The sequence below is a fragment of the Mycobacterium sp. genome (assembly GCF_050701675.1).
Classification (GTDB): domain Bacteria; phylum Actinomycetota; class Actinomycetes; order Mycobacteriales; family Mycobacteriaceae; genus Mycobacterium.
On the sequence record NZ_JBOGDD010001059.1, the window covers coordinates 1 to 1,687 of the forward strand.

At 64.7% G+C, this 1,687-nt stretch carries 1 protein-coding gene; it reads right to left on the reverse strand.

Annotated features, from left to right (window positions below):
* Positions 1 to 1,300: phosphonoacetate hydrolase (gene phnA, locus ACRDUX_RS32495; RefSeq protein WP_526420246.1), on the reverse strand; the 1,300-nt coding region annotated here is incomplete at its 3' end.
* Positions 1,301 to 1,687: the final 387 nt, after the last annotated feature.

A 1,687-nucleotide genomic window follows, 5' to 3' on the forward strand; every position in this document is an offset into this window, starting at 1 on the left:
CGTCATAGTTGTGCACGTAGGCGGCGTCGCCGAATGGCTCGTCAAGCGGTGCGGGCCTTGGTAATTCACGGTTGACGATGAACGGGACTTGAAGCTCTCCCAAGGCGCCGTGCGAACGCAGGGGTGCATCCAGACCGCTCAGGTCGTGCCATTCGGCGTATCGACCCAGTGCGGTCCCGGCCTCGGCCAGCACGATGACGTCGCCGATCCGATCGGCGGGGAGCGCGTATCGCCGGGCAGCATCGTCGCGAGTGTGTACGGCCTCCACTCCGTCGAGCTTCCGCAGCGCCTCGATCAGCGGATCGGGATCGGCGTCAGTTGGCAGGTAGACGCTGGCGAACGACCCGAGCGCCCCGTGGTGGACGGTGTAGGGATCTGTGATCGGCAGGATCACACGTACACCGTCGCGACCTTCCCCATCGTCGGAAAGGTCTGGTAGACCGAGGATTCGGCGCACTTCGTCTTCGACGTACACCACACGCGGGTCGCCGGAGTCGTCGCTCTTGGCGCTCATGCCATGATCGGCGGTGATCACGACGATGGTCCCGAGATCGTCGAGCCTCGCCGCGTAGGAGTCGATCATCGCGTAGAAGTCGTTCGCCGTCTCCGTGCCCGGCGCATGCTTGTGCTGAACGAAGTCGCTCAGCGACAGGAACATCAGGTCCGCTCCGCGGGACTCCAGGACCGTGACACCGGCGGCGAGCACGAACTCGCTCAACTCGGACGAGTAGACACGCGGCACGGGCCTGCCGACCAGGGCGGGTACGTTCGCGATGCCGTTGGCGGCGACCGTCGCCTCGTCGGCCTTCTCCGCCGAGAAGCAAATGCCGGTCCGCGACGGTGCGGTGAACCCGCGGCCGTCGAGGCTCGGTCCTTCTTCGACCACTCCCGCGCCGAGGAGCCGGCGCAGCTTGTCCTTTGCGGTGATCACCACGACGTCCATGCCGGCCTCGTTGGCTGCGGCGAAGATGGTCGGCGCGCGCAGGAAGCGCTTGTCGTTCATCAGTGTCTCTTCACCCGATTCGGGATCGAGGATGTAGTTGCCGCTGATGCCGTGGAGAGCCGGTGGTCGGCCGGTTGCGATGGAGACGTTGTTCGGGTTGGTCAGGGCGGGCATCGCACAGTGCGCAGGCCACGAACTCGATGGTCCCGCCAGCGTGCGGCTCAGCCACGGCATGCGTCCGGCCTTCATCGCCTCGACGTGGTAATCGGGCTCGCTGCCATCGATGCAGATGACGACGACCGGCGCGTCGGGGGCGACGTACGTGCGACCGTTGACGGTGAAAGAGGTCGATCCCACTGAGGGCTCCTAGTGGCGGTGTGGACGAAAGCACTTTCCACCCTGCCCGTGACGAGCGTCACGCAGAACCCGCTTTCTTGCTATCGGCGCCATAGTCGAAATCGCATAGTCCCCGCCCGGCCTTCTGGTCGGTGCGGCAGGTGTCGAGAGTCAGGAGGCGGACGTCCCTGATGCAGAACTGCGCGCACCGCAACCATCACAGCAACGAACTGCCCGAGTCCAAGACATTCACTGACAAATTCGGCGTAACCAGAAATGCAAGGCGGCCAGCTACCTACAGGCGCATGAACGGCGTAGCCGTAATGCCGACGTTATTTACGCAGTTCAGCGATCGTCGCGTTGGCGGTGTCGGCGTCACGAAGCCGTGCTGCCTGATCCGGGTTGCCG